Annotated in this window: 26 protein-coding genes; 14 read left to right on the plus strand and 12 right to left on the minus strand. The window is 70.1% G+C overall.

The window, feature by feature from the left end:
• Window positions 1-23: 23 nt before the first annotated feature.
• The 3 genes from OG801_RS13865 to OG801_RS13875 all read right to left on the minus strand — a co-directional run bounded on the left by OG801_RS13865 (window position 24) and on the right by OG801_RS13875 (window position 3037).
• Window positions 24-884, minus strand: a complete 861-nt coding sequence (locus tag OG801_RS13865; protein ID WP_406036137.1) for a S1 family peptidase — start codon at window positions 882-884, stop codon at window positions 24-26.
• Between the two features lie 211 nt (window positions 885-1095).
• Window positions 1096-1968, minus strand: a complete 873-nt coding sequence (locus OG801_RS13870) for a S1 family peptidase (RefSeq protein WP_355017375.1) — start codon at window positions 1966-1968, stop codon at window positions 1096-1098.
• Between the two features lie 196 nt (window positions 1969-2164).
• Complete coding sequence (locus OG801_RS13875) at window positions 2165-3037, minus strand: S1 family peptidase (RefSeq protein ID WP_355223672.1); 873 nt, start codon at window positions 3035-3037, stop codon at window positions 2165-2167.
• Between the two features lie 384 nt (window positions 3038-3421).
• Here OG801_RS13875 and OG801_RS13880 point away from each other — a divergent pair, with 384 nt between their 5' ends.
• Complete coding sequence (locus OG801_RS13880) at window positions 3422-4327, plus strand: hypothetical protein (protein ID WP_355017373.1); 906 nt, start codon at window positions 3422-3424, stop codon at window positions 4325-4327.
• A 7-nt stretch (window positions 4328-4334) separates the two neighbouring features.
• On the opposite strand, the gene OG801_RS13885 is transcribed toward OG801_RS13880, so the two are convergent.
• Window positions 4335-5159 carry a hypothetical protein gene (locus OG801_RS13885; RefSeq protein ID WP_355017372.1) on the minus strand — a complete coding sequence of 275 codons (825 nt, stop codon included), beginning with the start codon at window positions 5157-5159 and terminating at the stop codon, window positions 4335-4337.
• Between the two features lie 52 nt (window positions 5160-5211).
• A complete protein-coding gene (locus tag OG801_RS13890; protein WP_406036138.1) occupies window positions 5212-5985 on the minus strand; it encodes an IclR family transcriptional regulator in 774 nt (257 codons plus the stop codon).
• A gap of 149 nt (window positions 5986-6134) precedes the next feature.
• On the opposite strand from OG801_RS13890, the gene OG801_RS13895 reads away from it, so the two are divergent.
• Window positions 6135-6794, plus strand: a complete 660-nt coding sequence (locus OG801_RS13895) for a maleylpyruvate isomerase family mycothiol-dependent enzyme (protein WP_406036139.1) — start codon at window positions 6135-6137, stop codon at window positions 6792-6794.
• A gap of 12 nt (window positions 6795-6806) precedes the next feature.
• On the opposite strand, the gene sigJ is transcribed toward OG801_RS13895, so the two are convergent.
• Window positions 6807-7688 carry an RNA polymerase sigma factor SigJ gene (gene sigJ, locus OG801_RS13900; RefSeq protein ID WP_406036140.1) on the minus strand — a complete coding sequence of 294 codons (882 nt, stop codon included), beginning with the start codon at window positions 7686-7688 and terminating at the stop codon, window positions 6807-6809.
• Window positions 7689-7785: 97 nt separating this feature from the next.
• On the opposite strand from sigJ, the gene OG801_RS13905 reads away from it, so the two are divergent.
• From OG801_RS13905 to OG801_RS13915, 3 genes are all read left to right on the plus strand, one after another.
• Window positions 7786-8280, plus strand: coding sequence for a carboxymuconolactone decarboxylase family protein (locus OG801_RS13905; protein ID WP_406036141.1), 495 nt, complete (start codon window positions 7786-7788; stop codon window positions 8278-8280).
• 197 nt (window positions 8281-8477) lie between these two features.
• Window positions 8478-9245, plus strand: coding sequence for a hypothetical protein (locus tag OG801_RS13910; RefSeq protein WP_406036142.1), 768 nt, complete (start codon window positions 8478-8480; stop codon window positions 9243-9245).
• 81 nt (window positions 9246-9326) lie between these two features.
• Window positions 9327-10229 (plus strand): endonuclease/exonuclease/phosphatase family protein, encoded by a 903-nt coding sequence (locus OG801_RS13915; protein WP_406036143.1) that lies wholly within the window; start codon window positions 9327-9329, stop codon window positions 10227-10229.
• Between the two features lie 4 nt (window positions 10230-10233).
• On the opposite strand, the gene OG801_RS13920 is transcribed toward OG801_RS13915, so the two are convergent.
• Entirely contained in the window at window positions 10234-11457 is a 1224-nt protein-coding gene (locus tag OG801_RS13920; protein ID WP_406036144.1) for an alanine racemase, read from the minus strand.
• 98 nt (window positions 11458-11555) lie between these two features.
• Here OG801_RS13920 and OG801_RS13925 point away from each other — a divergent pair, with 98 nt between their 5' ends.
• Window positions 11556-12161, plus strand: a complete 606-nt coding sequence (locus OG801_RS13925; RefSeq protein ID WP_355017364.1) for a TetR/AcrR family transcriptional regulator — start codon at window positions 11556-11558, stop codon at window positions 12159-12161.
• Window positions 12162-12170: 9 nt separating this feature from the next.
• Here the strand turns inward: OG801_RS13925 and OG801_RS13930 are convergent, their stop codons facing one another.
• Window positions 12171-13379, minus strand: a complete 1209-nt coding sequence (locus tag OG801_RS13930) for an amino acid deaminase/aldolase (protein WP_406036145.1) — start codon at window positions 13377-13379, stop codon at window positions 12171-12173.
• Between the two features lie 210 nt (window positions 13380-13589).
• Here OG801_RS13930 and OG801_RS13935 point away from each other — a divergent pair, with 210 nt between their 5' ends.
• Both OG801_RS13935 and OG801_RS13940 read left to right on the plus strand, forming a co-directional pair.
• The gene (locus OG801_RS13935; protein ID WP_406036146.1) at window positions 13590-14897 is read left to right on the plus strand and encodes a D-arabinono-1,4-lactone oxidase; all 1308 of its coding nucleotides are present in this window, start codon (window positions 13590-13592) and stop codon (window positions 14895-14897) included.
• Between the two features lie 45 nt (window positions 14898-14942).
• Window positions 14943-16988, plus strand: coding sequence for an acyltransferase family protein (locus tag OG801_RS13940; protein WP_406036147.1), 2046 nt, complete (start codon window positions 14943-14945; stop codon window positions 16986-16988).
• Between the two features lie 9 nt (window positions 16989-16997).
• On the opposite strand, the gene OG801_RS13945 is transcribed toward OG801_RS13940, so the two are convergent.
• From OG801_RS13945 to OG801_RS13955, 3 genes are all read right to left on the minus strand, one after another.
• Complete coding sequence (locus OG801_RS13945) at window positions 16998-18293, minus strand: MFS transporter (RefSeq protein WP_406036148.1); 1296 nt, start codon at window positions 18291-18293, stop codon at window positions 16998-17000.
• Between the two features lie 181 nt (window positions 18294-18474).
• Window positions 18475-19401: a serine hydrolase gene (locus tag OG801_RS13950; RefSeq protein ID WP_406036149.1), complete on the minus strand. Its 927-nt coding sequence runs from the start codon at window positions 19399-19401 to the stop codon at window positions 18475-18477.
• Window positions 19398-20267 (minus strand): LysR family transcriptional regulator, encoded by an 870-nt coding sequence (locus OG801_RS13955; protein WP_406036150.1) that lies wholly within the window; start codon window positions 20265-20267, stop codon window positions 19398-19400. Before OG801_RS13955 ends, OG801_RS13950 begins: the two co-directional genes overlap by 4 nt.
• Before the next feature lie 108 nt (window positions 20268-20375).
• Here OG801_RS13955 and bla point away from each other — a divergent pair, with 108 nt between their 5' ends.
• Window positions 20376-21254, plus strand: coding sequence for a class A beta-lactamase (gene bla, locus OG801_RS13960; protein ID WP_406036151.1), 879 nt, complete (start codon window positions 20376-20378; stop codon window positions 21252-21254).
• Window positions 21255-21363: 109 nt separating this feature from the next.
• Here bla and OG801_RS13965 read toward each other — a convergent pair whose 3' ends face one another.
• On the minus strand, window positions 21364-22245 hold the full coding sequence (locus tag OG801_RS13965) for an SDR family oxidoreductase (protein WP_406036152.1): 882 nt from the start codon (window positions 22243-22245) through the stop codon (window positions 21364-21366).
• A gap of 81 nt (window positions 22246-22326) precedes the next feature.
• Here OG801_RS13965 and OG801_RS13970 point away from each other — a divergent pair, with 81 nt between their 5' ends.
• Genes OG801_RS13970 through yidC form a run of 5 tightly spaced genes read left to right on the plus strand, consistent with a single transcriptional unit; the run spans window position 22327 to window position 25916 of the window.
• Window positions 22327-23070, plus strand: a complete 744-nt coding sequence (locus tag OG801_RS13970; protein ID WP_406036153.1) for an enoyl-CoA hydratase family protein — start codon at window positions 22327-22329, stop codon at window positions 23068-23070.
• Window positions 23067-24137, plus strand: coding sequence for an NAD(P)H-dependent flavin oxidoreductase (locus OG801_RS13975; RefSeq protein WP_406036154.1), 1071 nt, complete (start codon window positions 23067-23069; stop codon window positions 24135-24137). Before OG801_RS13970 ends, OG801_RS13975 begins: the two co-directional genes overlap by 4 nt.
• Before the next feature lie 16 nt (window positions 24138-24153).
• Window positions 24154-24723 carry a GNAT family N-acetyltransferase gene (locus OG801_RS13980; RefSeq protein WP_406036155.1) on the plus strand — a complete coding sequence of 190 codons (570 nt, stop codon included), beginning with the start codon at window positions 24154-24156 and terminating at the stop codon, window positions 24721-24723.
• Between the two features lie 35 nt (window positions 24724-24758).
• Window positions 24759-25046, plus strand: coding sequence for a hypothetical protein (locus OG801_RS13985; protein WP_406036156.1), 288 nt, complete (start codon window positions 24759-24761; stop codon window positions 25044-25046).
• Window positions 25047-25103: 57 nt separating this feature from the next.
• Window positions 25104-25916, plus strand: coding sequence for a membrane protein insertase YidC (gene yidC / locus OG801_RS13990; RefSeq protein ID WP_406036157.1), 813 nt, complete (start codon window positions 25104-25106; stop codon window positions 25914-25916).
• Window positions 25917-25919 lie beyond the last annotated feature (3 nt).

Raw genomic sequence — 25919 nt, forward strand, 5'->3', positions numbered from 1 at the left:
GGCTCGACCAGCGGTCGGGCGGATCAGTAGATGCTCACGCCGTAGGCGTTGACGGCCTCACGAACGGGCTGGAAGAAGGTCGTTCCGCCCGTGGAGCAGTTGCCGGAGCCACCCGAGGTGATGCCGAGGGCCTTGGTGCCGTCGTAGAGCGCACCGCCGGAGTCGCCCGGCTCGGCGCACACGTTGGTCTGGATCAGGCCGCTGACCCGGCCGGAGCCCTGGTAGCGGACGGTGACGTTGAGCGCCTGGACGGTGCCGGTGTGGACACCGGTGGTGGAGCCGTCTCGGGTGACCCGCTCACCGACGTACGCATCGGCGACCGAGAAGCCGCCGGGGTGCGAGAGCGAGGGGTTGTCGTAGCGAACCAGGGCGTAGTCGTTGCCCGGGAAACTCGAGGAGACCGTCGGGCCGATCAGGGTCGACTGGCCCGAGTTGGCGTACCAGGTCGGAACCTCGTCACCGCAGTGACCGGCGGTGATGAAGTAGTAGCTGCTGCCGCTCTGCACGTTGAACCCCAACGAGCAGCGGTAGCCGGAGCCGTAGATCGCATCGCCGGCGCCGAGCAGCGTGGTGAACTCGCCGGCGGTGCGCTTGATCGTGAGTGCCTCTGCGTCGGCGCCGGCGGCCTTGGTGACCTTGGCGAGCTCTGCCTTCGAGACGGTGGAGTCGGCGGTGACGACGACCTTGCCGGTCGCTGCGTCGGTGTACCAGGCGATGCCGGATACGGCTGACTTGTCGACGGCGGAGTGGACCGCTGCCAGCGCCTTCGGACTGAACTCCTTGTGATCTGGTGCGGCGACGGCCGGCGTGGTGGCAGCTGTGGCTGCCAGGCCAAGACCGGCGAAGACTGCGGCCAGACGGGTGCGGGACGTGGTGAACCTCATGTGTTCCTCCTACGAACGACCAGGCACCCGCGTGGTTGCAGGCGCCAGGAATGCCCGACCACCGCGATGTGCCCGAGCACGCCTTCTCGGGAGTATGTCGGCGGCTCGATCGGTCGGCTATGCGGAGGAAGAAAATTTCACCGCCAGGCGGAAATCATTACCAAATAGGGCGAAGTGGTCTGAACCACTTCGCCCCCATTCGAGCTGCGTATCAGTAGATGTTGACGTCGTAGGCGTTGAGGGCCTCGCGGACGGGCTGGAAGAAGGTGGTGCCGCCCGAGTCGCAGTCACCGGAGCCGCCCGAGGTGATCCCGAGGGCGGTTGAGCCCGCGTAGAGCGGGCCGCCGGAGTCACCCGACTCGGCGCAGATGTCGGTCTGGATCATGCCGCGGACGGTGCCGGAGCCGCGGTAGCGGACCGAGACGTCGAGCGCCTCGACCCGGCCGGAGTGCACGCCGGTGGACGAGCCGTCGCGGGTGACCCGCTGGCCGACGCGGGCGTCACCGACGGAGTAGCCGCCCTGGTGGGTCAGCGAGGTGTTGTCGTAGCGCACCAGCGCGTAGTCGTTGCCCGGGAAGCTCGACTTCACGGTCGGCCCGATCCGGGTGGTCCGACCGGAGTTGGTGTACCACGTCGCCACCTCTTCGGCGCAGTGGCCCGCGGTGAGGAAGTAGTGGGTGCCGCGGCTGCGTACGTTGAAGCCAACCGAGCATCGAACACCTGAGCCGTAGACGGCGTCGCCGGAGCCGATGAAGGGCTTGAACTCGCCCTTGGCGCGCTTGATCGTGATCGCGTCGGCATCGGCGCCGACCGTCTCGGTCAGCCTGCTCAGCGCGGACGCGGGGACGGTGGAGTCCGCGGTCACGACCACCTTGCCGGTGGCCTCGTCGGTGTACCAGGCGATACCGGACAGCGCGGACCTGTTGACCGCGGAGTCGACGGCGGCGTAGGCGGCCGCCAGCGCGTTGGCGCGGGCCCCCACCTCCGGTGGCGCGGCGACCGCCGGCGTGGCCGCGGCGCTAGCCGCCAGCCCTAGTCCGACCGCTGCTGCGAGCAGACGGTTACGTGACCTGGTGAACCTCATACGTTCCTCCACCGCGGATTGTGCCCGAACACGACCACAGTGAGTATGTCGTTGTAGGCACCTCATCGGCCAGTCGTTGGCAAAAAACTTTCGTAGTTCGACGAAATTTCGTACGCCGCGGGGCAAAGTGGCCCAAACCACCTCACCCCGCGGCGTACTCGTGCTTGATCAGTAACGCTCGGTCAAGAGCACTTGATCAGTAGATCGTGGCGCCGTACACGCTGAGCGCCTCGGTCACCGGCTGGAAGAAGGTGGTTCCGCCGGTGGAGCAGTTGCCGCTGCCGCCGGAGGTCAGACCCAGTGCGGTCGAACCGGAGTAGAGCGCGCCACCGGAGTCACCGGGCTCCGCGCACACGTTGGTCTGGATCAGGCCGCTGACGGTTCCCTCGGCGTAGCGGACGCTGGCGTTGACCGCCGTCACGGTGCCGGTGTGGACACCGGTCGTCGAGCCGTCGCGGGTGACGCTCTGGCCGACGCGAGCGGTGCCCGCGGTGAAGCCACCGGACTTCGAGATCGTCGAGTTGTAGCGGACGATGCCGTAGTCGTTGCCCGGGAAGCTCGAGCCCGCGGTCGAGCCGAGCAGCGTGGTGTTCGACGAGTTCGCGTACCAGGTCGAGACGGCGTTGGTGCAGTGGCCCGCGGTCAGGAAGTAGTCGGCGCCGCCGACCTTGACGTTGAAGCCGAGGGAGCAGCGGGAGCCGCCGCCGTAGATGGCGTCGCCGGGGCCGATGAGCGGGCTGAACTCGCCCTTGGTGTGCTTGACGGTCACGGCCTCGTCTCCCTGGCTCGTCTTCTCGGCGGCAGCCTCCTTGACCTCGGCGATCTCGGCCGCGGAGACGGTCTCGTCGACGGTGATGACGACCTTGTTGGTGGCCGGGTCGGTGTACCACGACGAGCCGACCGGAGCGGACTCGGCGACGGCCGACTTGACCGACGCGACCTCGGCCTTGCTGAACTCGGCATCCGCGGCGGCTGCCGGGACGGCGACGGCGGCGGAGGCCGCGAGACCCACACCCGCGGCAAGCGCGGCGATCGTGCGGGGACGGAAGGTGGTGCGTTGGAACCTCATACGTCTCCTCCTGGGGGAAAGGCCCATGTGTTGTGGGCTTCCGCACCCGAATCCACGGGTTTCGCGGCTTACCGGGGGCGGGTAACTGAGTTTCGTGTTCTTTCCCTTGCTCCGCATCACAATCGATTCCCCAAGAATTCGCATTGCAAAGACTCGTTCATCGAATTCCTGCAATGCAGCAACACGCGATTCCGCAGGGTTTGCGGCGCCCCGCCCACAGAAGAGGATTGGGTAAGCATTGCCAAGTTGTAGGTACCCGGGTCCTGGGCCGCGTACGGTGGGTATCCGTGTTCATCTCGCTGCTCGAGCGAGGATTCGGGCGGGAATTCGTCCGTCTTCCAAACCTTCGGCGTGGCGACTGCTGATAGATGGTAGACAAACCCCATGCCGTATCCGCCGCCCCCAGGCTCCCCCGGTTCGGGCGCGCCTGACGAGGAGCCGCAGAAGCAGCCTGCGCCTTTCGACTACAACGAGCGCCTGATCGGACTCTCCGACGACGGCGGCAACCGACCGGCGTTCAACGCCCGCAAGGAGCGCGCCGGCCAGGGCGGGCCGCTGCGCCAGATCCTGACCATCGCCGTCTCCCTCGGGCTCGTGGTCGTGTGCGGGGTGGTCGTCTATGCCCTCTTCACCCGCGGCGACGACGCGGCCACGACCGCCGGAGCACCGACCGCGAGCGACACGGCTTCGGCCGGCCAGACACCGAGCGAGTCGGCGAGCCAGGGTGGCGGAAGCTCCGACGTCGGCGGTGAGTCCAGCGGCAAGCCCGACTGGCCCGCGACCAGCTCCCCGGCCGACCCCAGCGACGGCGCCACCAGCTCGCGTTCGACCATCGGCCCCGAACACCTCTCCAAGGACGACGTCCCCCGCCCCTGGGAGTTCACCTACGGCGACGTCACCCTGAAGGCCCGCTACCTGAGCGGCAAGGACTACTCCGGCTGCAAGGCGACCCTGAAGCCCGCGATCCGCAACCTCGGCTGCGACTACGCCGCGCGGGTCTCCTACAAGGCTCAGCGGGGCAACCTGCGGATGACCCACTTCATCTACGACTTCAGCACCGTCGAGGCCGCAGGGAAGGCCGCCAAGAAGATCGAGCCGCGGCACGTGATCCCGCCCACGGAAGCCTCCCTGCCCGACTACACCCAGGGCTGGTTCAAGGTGAAGGACTACGGCAAGTACGTCGTCTACACCATGGTCACGGCCAGCGACGGCATCACCGTGGCCCAGGGCAAGGAGTACACCTCCTACGGCAACACCGACCTCGGCGCGGAGATCCTCTTCCGGATGTGAGCCCGGGTCAGGGGGTCGCCTGGTCCTCTGCTCCGGGCGAGGCTCCTACCGTGGGCGAAGGCTCCGTCGAGACGCCGCCACCCTCGTTGGGCTGCGCCGACGGCGAGGCGCTCGACCCGGTCGAGCTCGACGGCTCGGCGCTCGGCGTCTCCGTCGCGGCCGACTCCGACGGCTCGGTCGACTCCGAAGGTTCAGTGCTCGCACCCGCGGACTCCTCCGGAGTCGCGGTCGCGCCCGGCGACGGATCCTCGTTCCGCTTCTCGTCCCGCTTCTCGGAACCGCCGCCGGTCACCCGGGAGATCGTCGTGCTGCTGTCCCCACCACCCACGATCGAGCTGACGCTGCGCCCGGCCGCCAGCTCGAAGATCGTGATCGCGACGACCACGACCACGAACATCGCCAAGGAGAGCAGGGCGATCCGCTTCCAGGGCAGCGTCTTGAGGCGCTCCTGCCACGACGGCGTCGGCTCCGTGTCGCCACCCTCGGCCGCATCGGCCACCTCCGCCGCCTCGCCCACGGAGCCCGAAGTCGGCTCGGTCGCAGGCTCCGAGGTGGCCCGTACGCCGGCGAGCCCGGCCGACCGCCACCGGCCCAGGGCCTGGACGCTGGTCACCTTCTCGTGGCTCTTCGCGAGCCACTGGGAGTAGAGGTTGGTGCCGACCGTCGCCGCGACGCTGCCGAGCGCCGCCCCGACGAGGGTGCCGACGGCACCCAGCGTGGAGAGCAGCACCGCGGAGGTGACGGCAGCAAGGGCACCTGCGGTGGTCGCGAGCCAATCGATGCGGGCCGGTTTCGATTCGCGGGTATCGCTGGAGGGCGGGGTGTTGCTCATTAGGCCCAGGTTAACTCGCGAACCGATGCTACCGGCACCAACTTGACGCAGATCACCCCTGACTCAGGTCACGCTCCAGTGCCGCTGCGCTGGACATCAGGGTCGCGACGACGCTCGGCAGGGACTCCTTGTCGTAGCGGACGCTGGGCATGGAGATCGACATCCCGGCGACGATGTCGCCGCCGGCGCCACGGACGGGGACGCCGACGGCGACCACGCCCCGCTCGGAGCGACCGTCGTTGAAGGCGAAGCCGTTGCGGCGTACGCGCTCGAGCTCGGTACGCAGCGCGCCGATGTCCGGGCGGTCGGCCAGGTGGTCGGTGTACCTCTCCCGGGAGTAGATCGAGGCGACCTCGTCGTCGGAGATCTGGGCCAGGAGCAGGAGGCCGGCGGTGGTGCGGTGAGCGGGGAAGACCATGCCCTCGCGGGAGCCGACCTTGAGCGACTGCGGCGACTCGACCGAGGCGATGAACCGGCAGGTGTCACCGGTGCGTACAGCGACGTTGGCGGACTCGCCCAACAGGTCGACCAGGCGCTGCAGATGCGGCAGCGCGACCTGGCGGAGCCGGGATGCGGTCGAGCGAGAGTGGGCGGCCAGCTCCAGCACCGGTCCGGCTCGGTAGACCTTGTCCTCGTCCTGGACCGCGAAGTCGCGGTAGACCAGCATCGCCAGCAGCCGGTGGGCGGTGGAGCGGGCTACGTCGAGCCGAGCCGCTGCCTCCGAGACGGTCAGGCGGCCTTCGAGCTGGAGGATCGCCGCCAGCTTGAGTGCGTGGTCGACGCTGGTGATCGCATACGGGGGCCGGGTCTTGAGCGGCTTGTCCATCCCACCTCTTCCTGATCACACCAAACCAAGCATCTATCGCTCGCCTCCGCAGGAGATTGACCGAGCTGAGGAGGGGGCTGTGACAATGACCACGTCTTCGAGGCACTCCCGCCCCGACTCACCGACATGATCGTGAAAGGCTGAACGTGATGTCCGTCCTGATCGGCACCACCCCGACACGTACGTTCGACGACTCCCGTCGCTGGGTCGCGGAGGGCACGGCTCTGCTGACCGGCGCCGTCGACGGTCTGGACAGTCCCGCCTTCGACGCCGACTCGCAGCTGCCCGGCTGGACCCGCAAGCACCTGGTCGGCCACGTCGCCGCCAACGCCGATGCCCTCGGCAACCTGATCTCCTGGGCCGAGACGGGCGTGGAGAAGCGGATGTACGCCTCCACGGAGCAGCGCAACGCCGACATCGAGGAGGCAGCGACGCGACCGGCCGAGGAGCTTCGCTCGTGGTATCACCGCGGCGCCGCGGAGCTCGACGCGGCCATGGACCGGCTGACCCCCGAGCAGTGGGAGCACGAGGTGATCACCGCCCAGCTCGTCACCCGGAAGGCGAGCGACGTCCCGTGGATGCGGGCCCGTGAGGTCTTCGTCCACGCCGTAGACCTCGGCGTCGGAATCACCTTCGCCGATCTGCCCGACGACTTCCTGCTCGCCCTCGCCGACGAGATCCGTACGAAGCGGGGACTCGCTGACGACGACCTGCTCGGTGTCGAGGGCCCGCTTCCCGAGGTGGCTGCCTGGCTCGCCGGGCGACCGCACGACCTCGTGGACGCGCCGACGCTCGGATCGTGGCTCTGACCGTTCCTGGGATCAGCTCCAGCGGGCGAGCTTGTCCGGGTTCAGGACGATCCAGACGTCGGTGACCCGGCCGCCGGCGACCCGCAGGTTGGCGACGCCGCGGTGAGCGCCGTCCTCGACGAACGTGAACCCGAGGCCGTCGGCGGTGGCCTCGGTCCGGATCTCCCAGGTCGGCCGCTTCGTGAGTACGCCCAGCAGGAACCGCGCCACCTTCTCCGGCCCGGCGATCGGGTTGAGGGCCGCGCTGACCCTGCCACCGCCGTCGGAACGGAGCGTGATCGACGGGTCCAGCAGCGTCACCAGCCGGCCGAGGTCGCCGCCGGCCGTGGCCGCGACGAAGGCGCGTACGACGTCGTCGTGCTCCGGCAGCGGGGCGACGTCGTCACGCTGCTGGGCGACCCGGCGGCGTGCGGAGGCGGCGAGCTGCCGCACTGCGGCCGGCGAGCGGCCGACCACCCCGGCGATGTCGCCGAACGGTACGGCGAAGATGTCATGGAGCACGAACGCGACCCTCTCGGCCGGGGTCATCGCGTCGAGCACGACGAGCAGCGCGGTGCTCACCGTGTCGTCCAGGGTCGCTCGGTCGGCCGGATCCTCGGGGGCTGCCAGGAAACCCGGCCGGACCGGCTCGGGCAGCCAGGGGCCGACGTACCTCTCCCGGCGGCTGCGCGCCGACTTGAGTACGTCGAGGCAGACCCGGCTGGTCACACGGCTCAGCCAGCCGGAGGGGTTGTCGATCGCCGCCCGCTCGTCGTCGGAGAGGCGGTACCACCGCAGGTAGGTCTCCTGGACCGCGTCCTCGGCCTCCTCGACCGTGCCGAGCAGGCGGTAGGCGAGCGCGATCAGTCGGCGGCGCTCGATCATCACCTCGCCCAGGTCGTCCATGTCAGGCATCGTGGCATCTCCTCCGGGGTTCACCCAGTGTGACGAGCCAGACATCGCGATTGTGAGGTGGCGACCTCACATTCGCATCGGCCGCCTCGTCAACCTGGTGAGTGCCCGCGCAGTGGCGGGCCAGACCCGAAGGACCCAGATGCTCGCCAACGTCAACGTGACCAAGCTGTTCCCCGCCGCGTACAAGGCCCAGATGGCCGTCGAGGAGGCGGTCGAGGAGGCCATCACCGTCGCCGGCCTCGACCGGCTCACCGTCGACCTGGTCAAGCTCCGCGCCTCCCAGATCAACGGCTGCGCCTTCTGCCTGCGGATGCACACCCAGGACGCCATCAAGAACGGCGAGACGGCCGACCGTCTCGCCCTCGTCGCCGCCTGGTGGGAGTCGCAGTACTTCACCCCCGAGGAGCAGGCCGCCCTCACCATCGCCGAGCAGATCACCCGCATCGGCGACCTGCACACCTCCCCCGCCCCCAAGGTGGACGTCGAGAGCATCCTCGACGCGAAGCAGATCGCCGCCCTCACCTGGGTCGCGATCTCCATCAACGCCTGGAACCGCATCGCGATCTCCAGCCACTACCCGGTCGCTCCGTGATCAGGACGGCGTGAACGAGGTAGTCCGGGACGTTTCTGCCTATTACCTGCGGGTAGAGGGGCGGAAACGTCCCGGACTACTTCCGGCCGCTACCGATGCTGTCCCGGCCGATAGGTGTTTGGGGGGCGTACGAGAGAATCGTGGAACCGCGTGGGAACGTTTCTCCTACGTGAATCTTTACTCGGCCAGGGGGTCCGATGACTACGCCGACACCACCACCGCCGCCGGACGGATACGGCGCGATGCCTCCTGCGCCGAACCTCCAGCCTGGGACACCGGCCCCCTGGCCGCCGAACGAAAATTCGTTCGGCCCCGGAGGGCCACCGCCGGAGAAGCCGCACAACCCGTGGCCCATCGTCATCGGGCTCGGTGCGATCGCGGTGGTACTGGTGATCGGCGTGATCATCACTGCCGCTCTCGTCGTTCTCCGCGGCGAGGAGGACCCTACGGCCAAGCCCGGGCCGCTGACGGTGACGGCCACGCCGAGCACGTCGGCGACCGCTCCTGCCCCGGGCGGACTGGCCGCGGATCTGTTCGAGGGTGACTGGAGGTTCAAGCTCGGCGACGTGAGCATGAACGCGACGTACGTGGCTTCCCAGGACTATCCGGACTGCGGGCCGATCGCGTCGGCCGCCCTGGAGAAGAAGGGCTGCGGGTATGCCGCGATGGGGATCCACGACGCCGAGGGCGGCAAGCTGCGGATGCTCCGGGTGATCTACGTCTTCGACAGCGAGGCGGAGGCGACGGCGGCCGCGGAGTCGGTCAAGGAGACCGACTTCGACCTACCCACCGGCAGCCTCATCGCGGACGACGTGATCGGGAAGTGGGTCGCCAAGGACTCCTCCAAGGCGGTCGTCGTCGGCTTCGTGACCGCGCAGAAGGGCGTACCGGAAGCGACTGTCGACGACTACCTCCACTACGGCACCGCCGACATCGCGGGCGCCCTGATCTTCATGGACCTGTAGGCGCCGGAGTTCACCCGAGGTTTCCGAGTATTCGAAAGCGTTTGGTTCGGCGCACACGGCGGACTCATACCGTCGGTAGGCGTGTCCCCCACTGCCTCGGACGGTCTCGCCAAGCTCGACCACCGATGGCGGGCCATCGTGCCCGCGGTCGCGCTGTGCGGCGTCATCGCCGTCGCCATGAGCTTCCTGGTCCCGACGACCGCCTCCGCCGGCCCGACCGTCAAGGTGGCCCAGGCCGGACCGGTACAGCCCGGCTTCCAGCGCTTCGCCTGGCTCAACGCCTGGGCCGACCACCACACCGCGCCCGGAGGTGCTGCTGCCGGCCGGCTCGACGGCGTGCCGCGGATGCGGATCGTGGTGGGTCACCTGCGGCGTACGGTCATCGACTTCGGCGTGCTCGCCGAGGTGGAGGCGCCGCAACGGGAGGCCTTCGAGTCGTTCGGCCGTGAGTTCGGCCTCGTCTCCACGCCCGATGCCACCGACGACGCGGTCTTCTACCGGCGCTCGGTGTTCCGGCTGGTCAGCAAAGACACGGTCACCATGTACTACCGCCACGGCGCCCGGGTCAGCGCTCCGGTGGTCGTGCTGGAGGAGCGTTCCTCGGGACAGCGCGTCGGGGTCCTGCCCGTGCACTTCCCGGCGAGCCTCCCGTCCGCCCCGAGGCAGAAGAAGTGGCGCGACCTGAACGCCCGGATCGTCAAGGACGTGGTCGCGCGGGCCGAGGTGCCGATGGTCGTCGCCGGTGACTTCAACCAGCGCAACGACATCCTGTGCGACCTGACCTCACCCGGGACCGGTCTGGTGAGTCCGCTCGCGAAGCATGAGAAGTGCGCCACCGCGCGCCGGGCGCCGATCGACCAGGCCTTCCTCAGCCCGTCGCTGCGGCCCGGCCGCTACCAGGTCTACTCCGGCCCCTCGGCCCGTCGGGCCACCGACCACGGCGCGTTCTACCAGGTCAGGCTGCGACTCTCCGACATCGCCTGAGCCCTCAGAAGTACGTCCGGACCAGGTCGGTCACGGTGTAGTCGAGATCGACGACCGGGATCAGCCGCCACTTGTCGAACGCCGTGCACGGGTGCGAGATCCCGAAGCTGACCATGTCGCCCGGCCGCAGCCCGGCGTCGGTGCGCAGGAAGGCGTGCTGGTCGGCCAGCTTCTCGACGGTGCCCTCGAGCGGCTCCGCGCCACCGAAGCCGTTGCGTCGCACCGCGAGCGGGACGGGCAGGCCGTGGTCGAAGGGCGCGTCCCGCCTGCCCATGCCGACGATGACCAGCCCCTCTTCGGGGGCCGAGATCACCTGTGCCCAGACCTCGATGGCCGGGTCCAGGGTGCCCTCGATACGGCCGTAGGGCGTCTCGCCGGCGTAGAGACCGTGGTCGTGGGTGACGTACGCACCGCTGCGCAGGACCTTGCGAGGCGTCATCCCGTCCGGCCAGCCCGTGGACCAACGCTCGGCGAGGACGTCGAAGAAGGCGCTGCCACCTGCGGAGACGATGGCGTCGGCAGCGATCAGGCCCAACGTGTAGAGGCTCGAGGCGAGCTCCTTGAGACGGTCGAAGTAATCGCCGACCGCCTCTGCCGTCCGCAGCCCGCCCTCGTAGCCGGCCACCCCTGCCAGGAGTACGCCCGGCGTGGAGTCGACCACCCGCGCGAGCTCGACAGCCTCCTTGACGGAACGACAGCCGGTCCGTCCGCCCGGGAAGCCCAGGTCGATCAGCACGGCCATCGGTCGGTCCTCGACGCCGACCAGGGCTGACGCCTCGGCCGCCGCTTCGACACCCTCGACCGAGTCGACCCAGTGCAGGTGGAGGAACTCCGGGTCGGCCGCACGCTCGGAGGCCACCCAGCTCAGCGCGCTGTGGTCGAGGATCTCGTTGGCGACGAGGACTCTGCGCACGCCGGCATGGCGGGCGACCAGGGCCTGGCTGGGCGAGGCGACGGTGATCGCCCACGCGCCGGCGTCGAGCTGTCGCTGGTAGAGCGACGGCGCCATCGTGGTCTTGCCGTGCGGGGCGAGCAGCAGGCCGTGCTCCTCGGCGAAGCCCGCGAGGGTCGCGATGTTGTGCTCCAGCGCGCTCTTCTTGAGCACCATCACCGGCCAGGTGAACGAGCCGTCGAAGAGGTTGCGGCCGGAGGCTGCGTACGTGGTGAGATCGACGGCTTCTCCCGGCTCCCAGAAGCCCTTGTCCGCCCAGGTCACTTGATCATCCATCGGGACAGAACCTACCGAGGGCCCAGTTGCGAGACACCGGGTTTTCGAGAAACTGTGGAAATCCCTAGGGAGGTATCGGCGTCGCTTATCGTGACGCCATGGCCAACCGTGCAGCTCAGAGGGCGATGACACGCCAGCTCCTGCTGGACGCGGCGATGGACCGGTTCGTCGCGAGCGGCTACGCGGCCACGACGATCGATGAGATCGCCTCGGCGGCCAGCACCACCCGGGTGACGTTCTATGCCTACTTCCCCTCGAAGTCCGACGTCATCAAGGCCTTGATCGCCGAACGCCTCGAGGACGAGCTGGTCCAGCTCCGCTCCCCACAGGGCAGCTCGCTCGGCGGCCTGGCCGACGCGGTGGCGGCCGGCACCCGCGAGCAGCTCGGTGCCTGGATCCGACAGGCCGTGGCTCGATGGCCGGCGGTGCGTCCGATCGTCACGATCGCCCGGGCCGCCCAGGCCGTCGATCCCGATCTCACCCGCATCGTCGACGCCTGGACGGACGAGACGATCGAGGACGTCAGCGTGGGCCTGGACAAGGCGGACCGGTTCGACGCCGATAGCCGGCGCCTGCGCGGCGCACTGGCGGTCGGCCAGCTCGACTATCTGTTCCAGCGCTGGGCGGACGGGTTGTGGGGTGTCGAGCACGACCGCATGTGCGAGCTGGTCACCGAGAGCTGGTTCCAGCTGCTGGGCGAGTGATCCAGCAGGTCACAGGAAGGTCTGGCCCTCGCCCCGGTAGGTCGGCGCGACGGTGATGATCGAGTCGCCGTCGATCAGCTGGAGCGTGTCGAGCCGCTCGCAGACCTCGCCCGCCTTCGCGTGCCGGAACCAGACCTTGTCACCGATCGCGAGCTCGTCGGCGGCATGCCCACGCAACGGTGTCTGGACCTCCCCGGCGCCTTCGGTGCCGACGTACTCCAGGCCGAAGGGGTAGGTCGGGCTGGGGACGCGGTCGAGTCCGGGCGGGCCCGAGGCGATCCAGCCGCCACCGGCGACGGTGACGATGCCGGGCGCGGGGCGGCGGACCACGCTCAGCCCGAAGTAGGCCGCGGGGTGGGGCGTGAAGCCGTCGTAGCGGTCGAAGAGGGTCGGCCCGTAGAGCCCGGAACCGGCCGCGATCTCGGTCACCGAGGGGTCGGCGTGGGTGGACTCGATCGAGCCCGTGCCGCCGCCGTTGACGAACTCGAGGTCGGTCAGGGAGCGTACGGCGGCGACGATCTTCCCGCGGCGCTCGGTGATCTCGGCGATGGAGGCCTTCTTCATCCTCCTGATGACGGCCGGGGGCGGGTTGCCGCCGAGCGGACGGTCGACGGTGCCGGCGACCTGGCCCTCGTAGGCCATCAGCCCGACCAGCTGGAAGTCGGGGTCGTCGGCGACGATCCGGGCAAGCGCGACGGCGTCCTCGGGGGTGCGGACCGGGGAGCGGCGGGCGCCGAGCCAGATGCGGCGCGCAATGACCAGCGCGGCGTCGAGGTCGATGGCCACGCGTACGGGGGCGGCCGGGGTGCCGATCGCGGCCTTGACCAGCGACAACCCCTCGGCGCTGTCGACCATCAGGGTGACCCGGGCGAGCTTCTCCTCGTCGTTCGCGAGCGCGGCGAGCGCGGCCCGGTCGGCGGTCGGGTAGCCGACCACGACGTCGTAGTGCGACTCGGCCAGCCACAGCGCCTCGAACAGCGTGAAGGCCAGGATCCCCTCGTATCCCTCGCGGGCGAGCACTCGGTCGATCAGCGCCCGGCAGCGTACGGACTTGCTGGCCACTCGGATCGGGGTGCCGGCGGCGCGGCGCACGAGATCGTCGGCGTTGGCGTCGAACGCCGCGAGGTCCACCGCCCCGACGGGTCCGTCGAGACGGGCGGTCGCCCGGTCGAGCCGTTCGTGCTGCTGGGCGGAGAGATGGTGGGAAGTCGTGACCACGACGCAAGTGTCTATGCCCAGCGCGGCACTCGCGTCAACGGGAGGTGACCAACTGTGCCAACGCGCGGGCCGATCGATGTGGGCGCAGCCGTTGACCGAACGCCTCCGAGGCGACACCCTTTCCCGCGTGAGCGAGCGCCAGCGAGTGAACCAGACAACCAACACGCCACCGCGTCCGTATGCTTGCGCTTGCGCTACGGAGGTGGTGGCGTGAGTGAGTGGCAGAACTGGTCAGGCAACCAGCATGCGGGCGCGGTCGAGGTGGTAGTGCCTCGCGACGAGGCAGAGCTCTCGGCGGTCGTCGTGGCCGCAGCGGAGGCCGGGCGGAGGATCAAGCCGATCGGCGCGGGGCACTCGTTCACCGCGATCGGGTCGCCGGTCGATGTCCAGGTCAGCCTGGATCGTCTCGCAGGGATCGTTCGAGCGGACTCGACGACCGGCCTGGTGACGGTACGCGGCGGCACTCGCCTCAAGGTCCTCAACCGCGCGCTCGAGGCGCTCGGCCTGTCGATGACCAACCTCGGTGACATCGAGGAGCAGTCGATCTCCGGGGCGATCTCGACCGGCACCCACGGCACGGGAGCGCGTTTCGGCGGCCTGGCGACCCAGGTACGCGGCCTGCGGCTGCTCCTCGCCGACGGCTCGGTGATCGCCTGCTCGGCTGAAGAGAATCCCGAGGTCTTCGACCTCGCCCGCGTGGGGCTCGGCGCGCTCGGGATCATCGTCGAGGTCACCCTGCAGACCGAGCCTCTGTTCGCCCTGAACGCTCGCGAGGGCAACGGCGAGCTCGCCGAGGTGATGGCATCGTTCGACGAGCACGCCTCCGGTACGGACCACTTCGAGTTCTACTGGTTCCCGCACACGAGCCGGGTCCTGACCAAGCACAACACCCGGCTGCCGCTGCCGGAGACGCCGCTGGCGCCGGTGGGCCGGCTCCGGGGCTGGTTCGACGACGAGCTCCTCTCCAACCAGGCCTTCGGCGCGACCGTCGGCCTTGGCCTTCGGGTCCCTGGCCTGGTGAAGCCGCTGGCCCGCTTCGCCGCCTCCGCCCTCTCGCCACGGGAGTTCACGGACATCTCCTACCGCGTCTTCACCTCGCAGCGGAAGGTGCGCTTCGTGGAGAGCGAGTACGCCGTCCCGCGTGCCGTCGGCATGGAGGTCCTCGCCGAGCTGGAGCGCGCGGTCGAGGCCTCGTCGTGGAACATCTCCTTCCCGGTCGAGGTCCGGGTGGCCGGCGCCGACGACATCCCGCTGTCCACCGGGTTCGAGCGCGAGAACGTCTACATCGCCATCCACACGGCGCCGTCCTCGCCATGGCGCGAGGAGTACTTCGCGACCTTCGAGCGCATCGCCGGCGAGGCCGGCGGCCGTCCGCACTGGGGCAAGATGCACACGCTCACCGCCACTGACCTGGGCGAACGCTATCCGCGGTTCGGCGACTTCGTCGCGCTGCGCGACAAGCTCGACCCGTCCCGCACATTCGGCAACCCCCACCTCGAGCAAATCCTCGGCTCTTAACCTGCACTTCTCCCTGGGGTCACCGGCGACCCTTAGCGTGACCCGATGCCGCAGCCTCCCCGACCGCCGCGCATCGCTGAGATCCACGGACTACGGGGGCTGGCACTGGCGCTCGTGGTGGTCTTCCACCTCTTCGGCAACGGCCGGGTTTCCGGGGGCGTCGACGTCTTCCTGGCGCTGACCGGATTCCTGGTGACAAGGTCGCTCGTCCGCCGGGTCGCGTCGTCCGAGCTGCGGCTGGCCGACCACTACGGGCGTACGTTCCAGCGGCTCTCGGCTCCCACTCTGGTCGTGCTCGCCGGGACGGCGGTGCTGATGGTGACGGTCATGCCGCGGTCGATATGGAGCTCGACGTTGCGAGAGATCGCTGCATCGGCGGCGTACGTCCTGAACTGGGAGATGATCCGGTCGCAGCTCGCCTACGGGGCCGCCGGGCCGAGCGCGAGCCCGCTGCAGCACTTCTGGTCGCTGGCGGTGCAGGGACAGTTCCTGCTGGTCTGGCCGGTGGTGGTGCTGGTGATCTGGCGGGTGGCGCGGGCGCGGCTGCGGCTCGTGCTGGCGCTCGTCGTGGCGGTGGCGACTGTGGCCTCGTTCGTGTTCGCGTGGCGGCTCGGGATCGCCGACCAGCAGGTGGCCTACTTCCACACCGGCGCCCGCTTCTGGGAGCTCGGCGCGGGCGCGCTGCTCGCGCTCGGACTCGACCGTCTCCGTCCGCCGGGGGCCGTGCGCCCGGTGCTCGCCTGGGTCGGGCTGCTGCTCGTCGCGAGCTCGGGGTTCGTGCTCGACGGTGCCGCGCTCTTCCCCGGACCGTGGGCGCTGTGGCCGGTCGGCGGGGCGCTGCTGGTCGTGGTCGGGTCGGGGTCGACGGCCCGTTGGGGGCCGCAGCGGCTCCTCGCGGTGAGGCCGCTGCGGTTCGTCGCGGACATCTCCTTCCCGCTCTATCTGTGGCACTGGCCGCTGCTGGTGGCGTGGCTGAGCTGGACGTACGCCACCCGGACCACGCTCCTCGCCGCGGTGGTCGTGCTCTCGGCGTCGGTGGTCCTGGCCTGGCTCACCCACCGGTTCGTCGAGGTGCCGATCACCCGCTTCGGGCCGTCTTTCGCGGGCCTGGGACGGCTCGTGACCATTCCGATCGTGCTCGCGCTGGTCGCGGGCACGACGATGGCCGGCGCCACCGCGGTCGAGCGTCAGGACGCCGCGGCGAGGGCGGCCGCCGTCGCCGCGGCGGAGAAGTACGCCGGCTGCATCGGCGCCGCCGCCATGGACCCCGCGACCGACGGCTGCGAGGGCCCGGACCGGCTGCTCGACGGCAGTCTCGGCTACCAGGCGCCCGACGGGTCGGGCTGCTGGTCCAACAAGGAGCGGCCGGTGCGGTTCGAGGTGTGCACGCTCGGGCCCGCTCGCGGCTACACCCGGCGGCTGCTCGCGATCGGCGACTCGCACAACCACCAGCTCGTACCCGCCTACCGCGAGATCGCGGAGCGGCGCGGGTGGCGCATCGACGTGGCCAGCCGGGCCGGCTGCCACTGGAACGCGCGCGATCGCGTCGGCACTCCCCGGACGACCGTCGAGCTGTGCCGACAGTGGAAGTCGCGGCTCGCGACCTATCTCTTTGAGGAGCGGGGGATCGATGCGTACGTCGTCATCCACTCCAGCCAGGTCTCGGTCGAGGCCGTCGGTGACGAGACGCCCGGCGAGGCGCTCAGTCGTGGTCTCGCGGAGGCATGGGCGAGCCGACCGGACCCGTCGGTGCCGGTCATCGCGATCCGGGACAGCCCGATCTTCGAGGGCAGCACCACCCGGTTCGCCCGCGTGGTCCAGCCGTGCATCGATGACGCCGGCCTCGCGGCGGGGTCGACCTGTGCGCGCGACCGGGAACGGGTCGTACGCGACGACGGCAGCGCCGGCGCGGTTCGCCTGACCCCGAACGCGCATCGTGTCGACCTCACCGACTACTTCTGCGAGGCCGACACCTGCTCCCCCGTCGTCGGCAACCTGCAGGTCTACCAGGACGGCTTCCACATCTCGCCGCTCTACGCCGCCTCCCTCGCGCCCTACCTTGGCGACCGGATCGCGACGATCCTGCGCTGATCGCGGGAGCTAGGCGACGGCGGCCGGCTCCGGCTCGTCCTCGCGCGGGAAGTGGGCCTGCTTGAAACGTACGGCCATCCTGGTCGACGGCCCCATGGCGGCGGCAGCGGCGACGACGATGGCGCCGATCACGAGCCAACCGGCGCCGCTGTAGAAGTCGGGGTGCCAGCCCATGGCGAGGAAGGTGAACAGGGCCGGGGCCCACGCGCCGCCGAGCTGGCGGCCGATGCCGGCGACGCCTTCGTACTCACCCCGCCGTTCGGGGTCCATGAGCTCGGCCTGGAAGGCCCACGAGGCGGACCCGATGGCCAGCTCCGCGCCGGTCACGGCGACGTGGCCGAGCCAGACCAGGAAGATGGTGAGGAACCCGCGGGTGTCGTGGGTGACCAGCGTGATCGCGCACGCGGCGACGAAGAACGCGCTGCTCCACCACACCCGGCGCAACGCGTCGCGTACGTTGCGAACGCCCTTGGACGTGTAGGCCGGGAGGACGATGCACAGCACCGTGTTGGTCGCGAAGAGCCAGGCCAGCAGCCAGCGCGGTGAGTCGGTGTATTCGACCAGCCACAGCGGGATCACCGTGTGCAGCAGCACCTGGTTGGACCACAGCGTGCCGGTGAAGGTGGTCACCAGGAGCCAGCCGACGTTGCGCAGCGCGCCCGGGCCGGGCAGCTTCTCGGTGACCACGCCGGCCGCGCGGCGCTCGTCGTGCGGCGCCCTCGGCAGCCGGGTGATCCAGACGGAGTTGGCGATCCCGATGGCCAGCGCGAAGAACGGCACGCCCCACTTGAGGACCGTGTCGGTGTCGAGCGCGAGCGCGATGCCGGCGATCAGGGCGCCGATGGTGAAGCCGAGATTGAGGCTGGAGTACATGAACGCCTGGGTCGCGACCCGCTCCTTGTCGGGCAGCACATCGAGGACGTACGCATTCCGGCCGGCGCCGCCCGCGTTGTTGACCACCTCGAAGACGACGATGACCGCCAGGTAGGCCCAGAAGCCGTGGATGAACGGCATCGTCGCGAACATCAGTGCGCTGATCAGCGCGCTGATCGCCCAGATCCGCTTCGGGCCGATGAAGTCGGCCAGCCGGCCCATCGGGTAGGCGGTGAGGAACGACGCGATCCCCGCCACCGTCAGGCCGACGCCGATCTGCGCCGGGCTCAGGCCGACGAACGCGACGAGGTAGAACGCGGCCGCGGTGTTGAACGTCCCGTCCCCCGCCGCGAAGAGCAGCGACTGCGTCGCCAACCGCCGCGACAACGGTGTCGGCGGGATGAGGTTGCTGATGAAACCGGGCACGGGCACCGGCCAATTCCACCACCGCGACCGGGTGATTGCCGACTGGTTTTCTGCCGAGACGTCACCCCCGTCGGCCGAGGCGTCAGGCGCGTCGGCCGAGGTGGCATCAGCGTGCCGGGTCGGCCGACGGGAGTGACGTCTCGACCTGCGTACGTGACTTCTCGGCCGACGTCGGTGACGCCTCGGCTCAGGTGAGGTGGCGGGAGGCGAGGGCTTCGACGGCGTCGCGGGCGGTGGCGGCGATGGCGAGATCGACGTCGTTCTGGATCCGGGCGGTGCGGTCGGAGTCGGTGAGTACGGCGATGGCGACGCGGCCGGCGGGGTGGGTGACCACGGCGATCTCGTGGCGCAGGGTGAGGAACCCGCCGGTCTTACCGGCGAGCTGGATGTCGTCGGCGAGCAGGTCGGCGGCGATCCGATGGGTGAAGACCTGCTTTCCCATCAGCTGACGCACCAATTCGGTCGCCTCGGGCTTGGCGACCTCGTCGCGCCAGACGCGCTCGAGCAGGTCGACGCAGGCGCGCGGCGAGCCGATCGTGGCGCGTCCGACGTCGAGCGAGTCGATGACGTGCCGGCCACCCGGCCGGCGGCCCTCGACCGCGAGCTGGGTGGCGAGGGCGAAGTCGTGGCCGGCGACGCGGGTGGCGTAGTCGTACATCGGCTGCATCCGGTGCCGCACCCGCAGCCCCTCCACGCCCCACTCGGCGAGCTGCTCGTCGACCTCGCGCGGCGAGACCTTGTCGAAGAGCGCGTCGGCGGCGGCGTTGTCGCTGAGGCCGAGCATCATCAGCATCAGGTCGGCGACCGAGCAGGTCACGTCGTGGGCGAACGCCGAGATGCCGTACGGCCCGTAGCTCCGCTCCGCCGCGGTCAGCGTCACCATCTCGCCCCCGTCGAGCTCGCCGCGGGCGATCCGGTCCGCCACCACCAGCGCCAGCGGCACCTTCGCCACCGACGCCAGCGGCATCGACCGGTCGACGCCGACCCCGACCTCGTGGCCGGTGTCGATGTCGCGGGCGAGGAACGCGACCCGGACCTGGAGCTCCCGGAAGCGCTCGGCGGTCACCTCGGCGAGGTCGATCAGGCGCCGGTCGCTGCCGACGAGCGGGCTCATTCGCGTCCTTTCTCAGGTGCACCGACGCACGCGCCGAGCAGCGCGAGCGCCTGCTCCCGCACGGGGCCGGTCGCCAGCGGTCCGGGCGGTGGTGGCTGCTCGACCAGGCGATGGCCGCGCGCCACCTGGTCAACGAAGCGCGACCAGCTCAGTCCGTACGTCACCGCCTCGTGCCGTGCGCAGATCAGGCTCGCGCGCCCCGCCATGGTCTCGGCCACCGCGAGCTGATGCGGGGCTCGGCGCAGGGTCGCCGGTCCCATGCCGGCACTGTCCGCGAGCCGTCGCAGCCGACCGGCGGGATCGTCCAGGTCTCGCGGGAGGGCCAGCACCTGCGTACGTTCCCCGCCTCGGCGGGGTCGCAGCGAGCTCAGCGACACCGGCCCTTCGGTGGTCCCGGGAGCGGTGGCCGCGCCCAGCTGGGTGAGCCAGGTGGCCGCGTCGGGGTCGCACGCCTCGACCGTCCAGGCGGCCGACTCCGGCGTCTCGTCGTGGTCGCCGTCGCTCGCGAGGCGTACGTCGACGCCTTCGGCCTCCAGCAGCGCGACCAGCCGCGCGAGCGGCGCGGGATCGCAGCCGGACGGCACCGCGACCACGAAGCTCTCCCGGTCGTGCCGGCGGATGCTCCGAAGCAGATGGTCGGCCTGGTCGAGCAGGTGCCTGGCGCGTGGCAGCAGCGCCGTGCCGGCCGGGGTGAGCGCGATCTGGCGGCGGGTGCGGTCGAGCAGCTCCACCCCGAGCTCCCGCTCCAGAGCACGCAGGCGACGGCTGAGGAGCGGCTGGTCGACGCCGAGCTCGAGAGCCGCCTCGGAGACGCTCATCTCGTCCGCGACGGCGGCGAAGCCGCGCAGGTGAAGCAGTAGGTCCACGCGTACAGGATGGCTGATCGGCCCCACCTCGTCCCATGTCGGCGATGCATATGTCCATGCCGGATCGTCCTTGGACGCCGTCGCCGCGGCGGCCTCACGATGCTCGGCATGACCACACCGATCCTCAGCCGCCGCGCCATCCTGGGCGGAGCCGCCACCGCGGTCGCCGTCGCCGCGACCGGAGTCAGCAGCCCCGCGGCGTACGCCATCGACAGCCCCTCGATCGCCGCACTCGAGCAGAAGCACCAGCGTCACCTCGGCGTCTGGGCCAAGAACATGCGGACCGGCCGCGTCATCGAGCACCGTGCCGACGAGCGCTTCCCGATGCTGTCGACCTTCAAGACCCTGCTCGCCGCGGCGATCCTGCGCGATCATCCCGCGCGTACGCTCCAGCAGCGTCTGACCTGGGAGGCGGCCGACGTCGTCGTCAACTCACCGGTCACCTCGCTCACGACGCGCAACGGCCTGACCGTCGCGCAGCTCGCCGAGGCGACGATGACGCGCTCCGACAACACCGCCGCCAACGAGCTGCTCCACCTCATCGGCGGCCCCTCCGGCATCACGCGCTTCGCCCGGTCCCTCGGCGACACCGTGACCCGGCTGGACCGCTGGGAGCCCGACCTCAACAGCGCGATCCCGGGCGATCCGCGCGACACCACCTCGCCCCGTGCGATCGCGCAGACCTACACCAAGCTGGTGCTCGGCGACGCCCTCGACCGCGCCGATCGGGACCAGCTGCTCACCTGGATGCTGGCCAACCAGTCGACCGTCACGAGGTTCGGCGCCGGGGTTCCTGCCGGCTGGCGGCTCGCCGACAAGACCGGCGGTGGTGACTACGCGTCGCGGAACGACGTCGGCGTCACCTGGACCCCCGACGGCGCCCCGATCGTCATCGCTGCCCTCACCCGCTCCGACGACCCCACCGCCACCCCGCTCGACGTCCCGCTCGCCGACATCGCGGCGACGGTGTGTGGGGAGCTCGGCTGAGTTGGTTGGGATACCCGGTTAACCGGTGAAACCTGCACTTCTCTGGCGTTGCATTGCCAGAGAAGTGCAGGAATACCCTGTTAACCGGGTATTCCTGGGGCTGGTGTGACTAAGCCCCGTACACCGCCTCCGGCACAGGCGCCTGCGCGAGGAGCTTGCGAAGTGCAGGACCGACGTCGGCGGCGTCCCAGCGGGCTCCGGCGTCGGCGGAGGGACCGTGGGCCCAGCCGTTCTCGACGGTGATCGTGGGACCGTCGATCTCGATGACCCGGCCGGTGATGTCGCGGGCGTCCCCGGAGGCGAGCCAGGCGACGATGGGGCTGTTGTCCTCGGGCAGCGCCATGGCGGAGGTGTCGAAGGCGCCCTCGGTCATCCGGGTCTTGGCGACCGGCGCGATGGCGTTGACGGTGACGCCGTAACGGGACATCTCGGCCGCGGCGACCAGGGTGAGCCCGGCGATCCCGGCCTTGGCGGCCGAGTAGGTGCCCTGCCCGATCGAGCCCTGCAAGCCCGCACCGGAGGAGGTGTTGATGACCCGGGCATCCCGCTGCCGGCCCGCCTTGGACTCCGCTCGCCAGTACGCACCCGCGTGCCGCAGCGTCGCGAAGTGACCCTTCAGGTGCACCCGGATGACCGCGTCCCACTCCTCCTCGGAGGTGTTGACGAGCATCCGGTCGCGGACGAAGCCGGCGTTGTTGACGAGGATGTCCAGACCGCCGTACGTCTCGACGGCCTGTCGCACCATCGCCTCGGCCTGCGCGAAGTCGGCCACATCGGCGGCGTTGGCAACCGCCTCCCCACCTGCGGAGACGATCTCGTCGACGACCTGGGAAGCGGGCGACTCGCCGGTGCCCTCACCCGCCAGCGAGACGCCGAAGTCGTTGACGACCACCTTCGCCCCGTGACGGGCGAGCTCGAGCGCGTGCGCCCGGCCGATGCCTCGCCCCGCTCCGGTGACGATCGCGATCCGGCCTTCGAGCAGTCGAGCCATGGTGGCGTCCCTTCCCATTCTTGCGTTCAGAAACCAAGCAAGTGCTAGGGTACCAAGCAATCGCTAGGTTAGGAACGGACCATGGGCATCTCCACCGAGATCACCGACGAGCAGATCGCCGTCGTGACGATGAACCACCCTCCGGTCAACGCGCTGCCGGTGAAGGGCTGGTTCGAGGTCGCCGACGCCGTCACGACCGCCGCCGACAACAACGCGCGAGTCGTGATCCTGCGCGCCGAGGGCAAGGGCTTCAACGCCGGCGTCGACATCAAGGAGATGCAGCAGATCGAGGGGTTCGAGGGCATCCTCGGCGCCAACCGCGGCTGCTACGCGGCGTTCAAGGCGATCTACGAGTGCCCGGTCCCGGTCATCGCCGCGGTCAACGGCTTCTGCCTCGGCGGGGGCGTCGGCCTGGTCGGCAACGCGGACACGATCGTCGCCAGCGACGACGCCTTCTTCGGCGTACCCGAGGTCGACCGCGGCGCCCTCGGCGCCGCCACCCATCTGAGCCGGCTCGTGCCCCAGCACATGCTGCGTACGCTCTATTTCACCGCCCAGACCATCACCGCCCAGCGCCTCCACGAGCTCGGATCGGTCCACCAGGTCGTTCCCCGTGAGGACCTCGACGAGGCCGCCCTCGAGGTCGCGCGACAGATCGCGGCCAAGGACCCGCGGGTCATCCGCGCGGCCAAGGCCGCGCTCAACGGCATCGACCCGGTCGACGTGAACGCCTCCTACCGCTTCGAGCAGGGCTTCACCTACGAGCTCAACCTCGCCGGCGTGGCCGACGAGCGCCGCGACGCCTTCGTGAAGGACGGACGATGAGCACCGCACAGACATTCCGTACGCCGCTGACCGAGCTGACCGGGGTCGACCACCCGATCGTGCAGACCGGCATGGGCTGGGTCGCCGGCCCGCGCCTCGTCTCCGCCAGCGCCAACGCGGGCGCGCTCGGCATCCTGGCGTCGGCCACGATGACCCTCGACGAACTGGAGAAGGCGATCGTCGAGGTCAAGGGCCGCACCGACAAGCCGTTCGGCGTGAACCTGCGCGCCGACGCCTCGGACGCCCCCGACCGCTGCCGGCTCCTGATCGACCACGGCGTCAAGGTCGCCAGCTTCGCGCTGGCCCCCAAACCCGAGCTCATCAGCAAGCTCAAGGAGCACGACATCGTCGTGATGCCCTCGATCGGCGCGGCCAAGCACGCCAAGAAGGTGGCAGGCTGGGGCGCCGACATGGTGATGATCCAGGGCGGTGAGGGCGGCGGCCACACCGGCGCGGTCCCGACCACCCTGCTCCTCCCCAGCGTCCTGGACGCCGTCGACATCCCGGTCGTCGCCGCGGGCGGCTTCTTCGACGGCCGCGGACTCGCCGCGGCCATGGCCTACGGCGCCGCCGGCATCGGCATGGGCACGCGCTTCCTGCTCACCGCCGACTCGGCCGTCCCCGAGGACGTCCGACAGCGCTACCTGGACTTCGGCCTCGACGGCACCGTCGTGACCACCAAGGCCGACGGCATGCCGCATCGCCTGCTCCGTACCGAGTTCATCGACACCCTCGAGAAGGAGGGCCTGACCGCGAAGCTGCTGCGCACGCTCAAGCGCACCCGGCAGTTCAAGGACATGTCCGGCCTCCCGTGGCGCACCCTCATCAAGGACGGCCGAAGCATGGTCCACGGCGGCGACCGCACCTGGGCCGAGGTCGTACTCGCCGCCAACACCCCGATGCTGCTCCGCGCCGGCCTCGTCGAGGGCGACACCAACGCCGGGATGCTCTCGAGCGGCCAGGTCGTCGGCCTCCTCGACGACCTCCCCACCTGCGAGGAGCTGATCGACCGCATCGTCGCGCAGGCCACCGACCGCCTCAAACACCTGGACGCGACCCGAGTCTGAGGCTCAGGGTGGACCCATGGCCATCGAGGTTCGCCCGGCGACGGTGTTCGAGGACGTACGCGCTCTTGTCGGTCCCAAACGGCCCGACGCCAGCGTGTGCTGGTGCCTGAGCTACCGGATCCCGTCGAAGCTCAACAACGAACTGCACGGCCCGGAGCGCGGCGAATATGTCCGCACTCTGCTCGAGGAGGGGCCGCTGGGCGTGCTCGCCTACGACGGCGACGAGCCCGTCGGGTGGGCCGCGATCGCACCCCGCGCCGACACCTCCTTCGCCCGCAATCGCAAGATCCCGCACGTCGACGACCTCCCGGTCTGGGCGCTGTGGTGCATCCGGGTCCGCCCGGGCCATCGCGGCAAGGGCATCTCGCACACGCTCATCGAGGGGGCCGTCGACTTCGCGCGCGACCGTGGTGCCCCGGCCGTCGAGGCCTATCCACTCGACAACCAGGGCGCGAAGGTCGACCTGACGATGGCGTACGCCGGGATCCGCAAGAACTTCGAGGCCGCGGGCTTCACCTGGGCCGCCGACACCACCTCGGTCCTCGCCGGTCACCCGCGGGTGCTGATGCGGCGCGACCTGAGATGAGGGCTTGGTTGACCTCGATCGGTAGAGTGTGAGTCGTGAAGAACGAGACGAGCCGCGTACGCATCGCGCTCGTCGCACTTTTCACTCTGATGCTCCCGGCGCTGATGAGCGTCGATCCCGAGCAGGCGCTGCTCACCATCGCCGTCTCGACCGCGCTCGCGGCCGTCGCGGTCGGAGCGATCCACAACGTGAGCTCGTTCGCCCTGGTCAGGGCGCGTTCGACGGTCCCTCCGGACGTATCCGACGGACCTCACCATCTTGCTGCCCGGGTCACCGACCCGGTGTGCTCCCCGCGCCGTCCGCGCGCTCCTGAGCAGGCCTGACACTCGCCGACCCCGGCGAGCCCGTCAGTCCTACTCACTCACCTCAGGAGCACACCCATGTCCGTTCTCGCCCCGTTGTCGCACGCCCTCGCCGCCGTCCTCGCCGGCGCCCACCACGTTCTCTCCTTCGTCGGCCCCAACGTCAGCTGGCTGCTGGCCATCGCCGCCGTCGTGGTGCTGGTCCGACTCGCCCTCCTGCCGCTCACGATCCGCGGCGTACGCCACTCCCACGCCGCCGCCAGGGCCCGCCCGCAGCTGCAGGCGCTGACCAAGAAGTACGCCAAGAAGAACTCGTCCAAGAGCCCGAGTCAGGCCGATGTGATGGCGATGATGGAGGAGCGGCGCAAGATCAACGAGGAGCACGGCGTACCCCGCTTCGCCATGCTCGCCGCCTTCGCCCAGCTGCCGATCTTCCTGGCGCTCTATCACCTGCTCTCCGACGTCAGCCGGAACAACGCAGTCGGCGCGATGAACGACTCGCTGGTCAGCTCCCTCGGCGCGGCGACCTTCCTGGGCACGCCGCTCACCGGCCACGGCTACCTCTCCGGCGACACGACACACCTGGTGATCACCCTCGGCCTCGCCGCGACCGCCGCCGCGGTCAGCTACCTCAGCCAGCGGCTCTGGGTCCTGCCCAACATGGTGCGCGCCGACCTGCCCGATTCGATGGTGCGGATGCAGGAGCTCATGCCCGTCATCTCAGCCGCCGGCATGCTCCTCGCCGGCAGCAGCGTCCCCCTCGCCCTGCTGGTCTACTGGGTCATCAGCGGCCTGTGGACCGCCGGCCAGGCCGCGGTCATCCACCGCTGGTTCCCCACCCCCGGCTCCCCCGCCGCCGAGCGCCGAACGCTCAAGCTGCAGCCTGCCTGACCC

Source organism: Nocardioides sp. NBC_00163 (genome assembly GCF_045206295.1).
GTDB lineage: Bacteria > Actinomycetota > Actinomycetes > Propionibacteriales > Nocardioidaceae > Nocardioides.

Coding starts and splice junctions, on each gene's coding strand:
- OG801_RS13970 (WP_406036153.1), top strand. CDS start 22,327: ATGGGCATCTCCACCGAGATCACCGACGAGCAGATCGCCGTCGTGACG.
- OG801_RS13910 (WP_406036142.1), top strand. CDS start 8,478: ATGACTACGCCGACACCACCACCGCCGCCGGACGGATACGGCGCGATG.
- OG801_RS13980 (WP_406036155.1), top strand. CDS start 24,154: ATGGCCATCGAGGTTCGCCCGGCGACGGTGTTCGAGGACGTACGCGCT.
- OG801_RS13870 (WP_355017375.1), bottom strand. CDS start 1,968: ATGAGGTTCACCAGGTCACGTAACCGTCTGCTCGCAGCAGCGGTCGGA.
- OG801_RS13925 (WP_355017364.1), top strand. CDS start 11,556: ATGGCCAACCGTGCAGCTCAGAGGGCGATGACACGCCAGCTCCTGCTG.
- sigJ (WP_406036140.1), bottom strand. CDS start 7,688: ATGCCTGACATGGACGACCTGGGCGAGGTGATGATCGAGCGCCGCCGA.
- OG801_RS13940 (WP_406036147.1), top strand. CDS start 14,943: ATGCCGCAGCCTCCCCGACCGCCGCGCATCGCTGAGATCCACGGACTA.
- OG801_RS13950 (WP_406036149.1), bottom strand. CDS start 19,401: ATGAGCCCGCTCGTCGGCAGCGACCGGCGCCTGATCGACCTCGCCGAG.
- OG801_RS13885 (WP_355017372.1), bottom strand. CDS start 5,159: ATGAGCAACACCCCGCCCTCCAGCGATACCCGCGAATCGAAACCGGCC.
- OG801_RS13880 (WP_355017373.1), top strand. CDS start 3,422: ATGCCGTATCCGCCGCCCCCAGGCTCCCCCGGTTCGGGCGCGCCTGAC.
- bla (WP_406036151.1), top strand. CDS start 20,376: ATGACCACACCGATCCTCAGCCGCCGCGCCATCCTGGGCGGAGCCGCC.
- OG801_RS13890 (WP_406036138.1), bottom strand. CDS start 5,985: ATGGACAAGCCGCTCAAGACCCGGCCCCCGTATGCGATCACCAGCGTC.
- OG801_RS13875 (WP_355223672.1), bottom strand. CDS start 3,037: ATGAGGTTCCAACGCACCACCTTCCGTCCCCGCACGATCGCCGCGCTT.
- OG801_RS13965 (WP_406036152.1), bottom strand. CDS start 22,245: ATGGCTCGACTGCTCGAAGGCCGGATCGCGATCGTCACCGGAGCGGGG.
- OG801_RS13975 (WP_406036154.1), top strand. CDS start 23,067: ATGAGCACCGCACAGACATTCCGTACGCCGCTGACCGAGCTGACCGGG.
- OG801_RS13895 (WP_406036139.1), top strand. CDS start 6,135: ATGTCCGTCCTGATCGGCACCACCCCGACACGTACGTTCGACGACTCC.
- OG801_RS13865 (WP_406036137.1), bottom strand. CDS start 884: ATGAGGTTCACCACGTCCCGCACCCGTCTGGCCGCAGTCTTCGCCGGT.
- yidC (WP_406036157.1), top strand. CDS start 25,104: ATGTCCGTTCTCGCCCCGTTGTCGCACGCCCTCGCCGCCGTCCTCGCC.
- OG801_RS13920 (WP_406036144.1), bottom strand. CDS start 11,457: ATGGATGATCAAGTGACCTGGGCGGACAAGGGCTTCTGGGAGCCGGGA.